Origin of the sequence: Frisingicoccus sp. (assembly GCA_016298055.1) — a bacterium.
In the GTDB taxonomy this organism is placed as follows: domain Bacteria; phylum Bacillota; class Clostridia; order Lachnospirales; family Lachnospiraceae; genus Frisingicoccus.
Window position 1 is genome coordinate 1 of sequence record JAEDDO010000185.1, and the last position, 3,400, is coordinate 3,400.

Consider the following 3,400-nt stretch of genomic DNA (forward strand, 5'->3'; position numbering starts at 1 on the left):
ATATATCCTCTGGTGACTATGCATACAAAATCTTTACATGCATAAATAGCCTTTCTCAGTCGTTCCGGAAAATTACCTGTCTTTCCCTCATCAGGATTAAAATAAACACTATAGCCCTCATGTTTCAGATCTTCACATAAACGAGCGGCAAAATGATTTCCCTCACCATCATTTTTATAGGAAATAAAAATATCCTTTAATTTTTCCAAAAATATCTCTCCTTTAAGTGGCTGCGGAATCGGTTCGTAGCCACTCTGTTGTTTTAACAACCGACTTTCGATTTTTATTATAGTATACTCAAATCACCGGGTCAAATTTTTTTGGCTCCAAGATCAAAAACACCGAATTATAAAGGAGGAATTCTCATGACAGAACCTATGAAAAATATTAGTAAATCCGAAGTTTTAGTATTAAAAGAACAGATTGCTTATCAGGAAGGACAGGTTGTCAGCAAAACCCTTGCTCAGAATCCGGCCGTCAGCGTTACCCTCTTCTCTTTTGATAAAGGGGAAGAAATCAGCACACATGCATCCGGCGGAGACGCCTTTGTCACCTGTTTAGACGGCGTTGGGCGTATTACGATCGATGGTCAGGAATACTTCCTTCATGAAGGCGAATCCATCGTTATGCCGGCTGGCCATCCACATGCCGTTTACGGCCAGGAACAGTTTAAAATGCTGCTTGTTGTTGTTTTTTAATATATTTGGGAGGAAAAAATGAATCATAAAATGTTTTGTTTTCAATGTGAACAGACTGCAGGATGCACCGGGTGTACCGGAAAAGCCGGTGTCTGTGGAAAAACCGCGGATGTGGCAAAATTACAGGATGAGCTGACCGGAGCCCTGATCGGTCTCGGTCGTACACTCAATGGGGATACTACCCTCGGAAATGAAAAAACATGGAAATTATTGATTGAAGGGCTGTTCGCGACCATCACCAATGTCAATTTCAATGAAGAGACTCTTCGTGAACTTATTGAACGTGTGCACAGTGAAAAGGCAGCTTTAGTTCCGATGTGCTCTGGTTGTGCCAATCCATGCGGTAAAAACGAGGATTATGATATGACGAACCTTTGGACAGCAGACGAGGACATTCGCAGTTTAAAATCCTTAATTTTATTCGGCATTCGCGGTATTGCGGCTTACGCTTATCATGCGCTTGTTCTCGGTTACAGAGATGAAGATCTGAATCGTTTTATCGCCCGGGCTCTTTTTATTATCGGTGAAGACTGGGAAATGGAAGAATTACTTCCGGTTGTCATGGAAGTTGGAAAATACAATCTTACATGCATGGAAATGCTCGACAAAGCCAATACAGAAACCTTTGGCACACCGGTTCCGACAACCGTTCCGTTAAAGATTGAGAAAGGACCATTTATTGTTATCTCCGGCCATGATCTTTTAGATCTTAAACTTCTGCTGGAACAGACGGAGGGCAAAGGCATTAATATTTATACCCACGGTGAAATGCTGCCGGCTCATGCTTATCCCGAATTAAAAAAATACAGACACCTGAAAGGAAATTTTGGAACAGCATGGCAGAATCAGCAAAAAGAATTTGCAGACATTCCTGCGCCGATTCTTTTTACGACCAATTGTCTTATGCCTCCAAAGTCCAGTTACACCGATCGTGTCTTTACAACAGAAGTTGTATCTTACCCGGAAATCGCGCACATCGGTGGAGACAGAGATTTTACACCGGTCATTGAAAAAGCCCTCGCTCTTGGTGGATATAAAGAAGATCAAACCTTCACCGGAATAAACGGCGGTGATACTGTTATGACCGGATTTGGTCACGGCACCGTTCTCGGTGTGGCCGATAAAGTGATCGAAGCTGTACAGACCGGGGCAATCAAACATTTTTATCTTGTTGGCGGATGTGACGGAGCCCGTCCGGGAAGAAATTACTATACAGATTTTGTAAAAAAGACACCGGATGATACCATTATCCTCACCCTCGCCTGCGGCAAATACAGATTTAATGATCTGGATCTTGGCACCATCGGCGGTCTGCCACGGCTCATGGATATTGGACAGTGCAATGATGCCTACAGTGCGATAAAAATCGCATCCGCTCTGGCAGATGCCTTTGGATGCGGTGTCAATGATCTGCCGCTGACTATGATCTTGTCATGGTATGAACAAAAAGCGGTATGTATCCTATTGTCCCTTTTATATCTGGGAATAAAAAATATTAAACTCGGACCGACCCTCCCGGCCTTTATTTCACCAAATGTTTTGAACTATCTTGTTGAACATTTCAATATCGGTGCGATAACAACTCCGGAGGAAGATATGTAAATATAAAAAGAAAGCAGCGGTGCATTTTAAATGCTTACTGCTGCTTTCTGTTATGTTTTTACATTATTCACTTTTTTCCTTTGTCTTCGATCGGTACCCGACTGTGAATAGTATCTGTTTTTTGACTCGTACATTTTGATATCTATCTGGCGAAGAAAACTGTCAGAATCCAGATCTGCCGTTTGATAAAGTGTGGAGCCGATGGCCAGTGACAGTTTGTATGGTTTCCCGGAAACTGCGTTGAATTCGTCCACTTTTCTCGTAAAGTCATGAATCAGCTGTTCCATATAGCGTTCATCGCCGAAAGTACCGATAACAATAAATTCATCTCCTGCATACCGGAATGCCAGATCCCGATTGGTTGTGACCTCCAGGATGAGCATACCAATAGTTTTGATGGCATCGTCACCGGTCGTATGTCCGAATTGATCATTAATACCTTTGAAGTCATTGACATCCATCATAATTCCGAAAATCGTCGGATGTTGTTTTGAACCGGATAACTTCCTGATCGTATAATTATAATATTTTCGATTATAGAGACCAGACAGATCATCTATAAAGGCATCATAATTGTTTTGCTGTACCTGGACGAGCAGGAAAGCAAGGCTGACACAGAACCATCCCACGGACAGGCCGTAGTTAAATCCCTGGACGATCGTTCCCACAACACAGAACAGAATAAAGGACAGAATAGGAAAAAATCGTACATGATTGTTTTGTTTTGACGCGATAAATGCCAAAATAATGCTGATGAAATATTCAGAAAAGAGAATAACATAAGGCAGCATTGCCAGCTTACCTCTCAGGTACACATTCTGTTCGGTAATCGAAAAGATAAAACCGCTGCCAAACAAATCGCACAGGATCAGCAAAGCAAGCACCACGAGAGGAATAATTACCGGGATAAGCCATTTATAAATGCGTTTCCGGCTGTGATAAATTCTGTAATCTACATACAGTACCCAAAGTGTTCCTACACCACAGGAAGCAAGAAACAGATAGGCGTTAAGCAGATATTGCAGTCCATGCACGATCGCTCCCGGTTTCCCATCCAGCACAAACGTCAACGTCTCCGATATTAACGCTCCCAGTGTGAT

At 42.4% G+C, this 3,400-nt stretch carries 4 protein-coding genes; 2 read left to right on the forward strand and 2 right to left on the reverse strand.

Annotated features, from left to right (window positions below; all coding sequences use genetic code 11):
- On the reverse strand, positions 1–209 hold a 209-nt coding region (locus tag QZZ35_RS10180), incomplete at its 3' end, for a toll/interleukin-1 receptor domain-containing protein (RefSeq protein WP_291237301.1).
- Between the two features lie 156 nt (positions 210–365).
- Here QZZ35_RS10180 and QZZ35_RS10185 point away from each other — a divergent pair.
- Both QZZ35_RS10185 and hcp read left to right on the forward strand, forming a co-directional pair.
- Complete coding sequence (locus tag QZZ35_RS10185; RefSeq protein WP_291237302.1) at positions 366–698, forward strand: cupin domain-containing protein; 333 nt, start codon at positions 366–368, stop codon at positions 696–698.
- An 18-nt stretch (positions 699–716) separates the two neighbouring features.
- Complete coding sequence (gene hcp, locus QZZ35_RS10190; RefSeq protein ID WP_291237303.1) at positions 717–2,300, forward strand: hydroxylamine reductase; 1,584 nt, start codon at positions 717–719, stop codon at positions 2,298–2,300.
- Positions 2,301–2,350: 50 nt separating this feature from the next.
- On the opposite strand, the gene QZZ35_RS10195 is transcribed toward hcp, so the two are convergent.
- Positions 2,351–3,400, reverse strand: a 1,050-nt coding sequence (locus QZZ35_RS10195; protein WP_291237304.1) for a GGDEF domain-containing protein, incomplete at its 5' end; no start/stop codon positions are given.

Bases quoted from the DNA above. Each gene is read 5' to 3' on its own strand.
- QZZ35_RS10185 (WP_291237302.1), top strand. From the start codon at position 366: ATGACAGAACCTATGAAAAATATTAGTAAATCCGAAGTTTTAGTATTA.
- hcp (WP_291237303.1), top strand. From the start codon at position 717: ATGAATCATAAAATGTTTTGTTTTCAATGTGAACAGACTGCAGGATGC.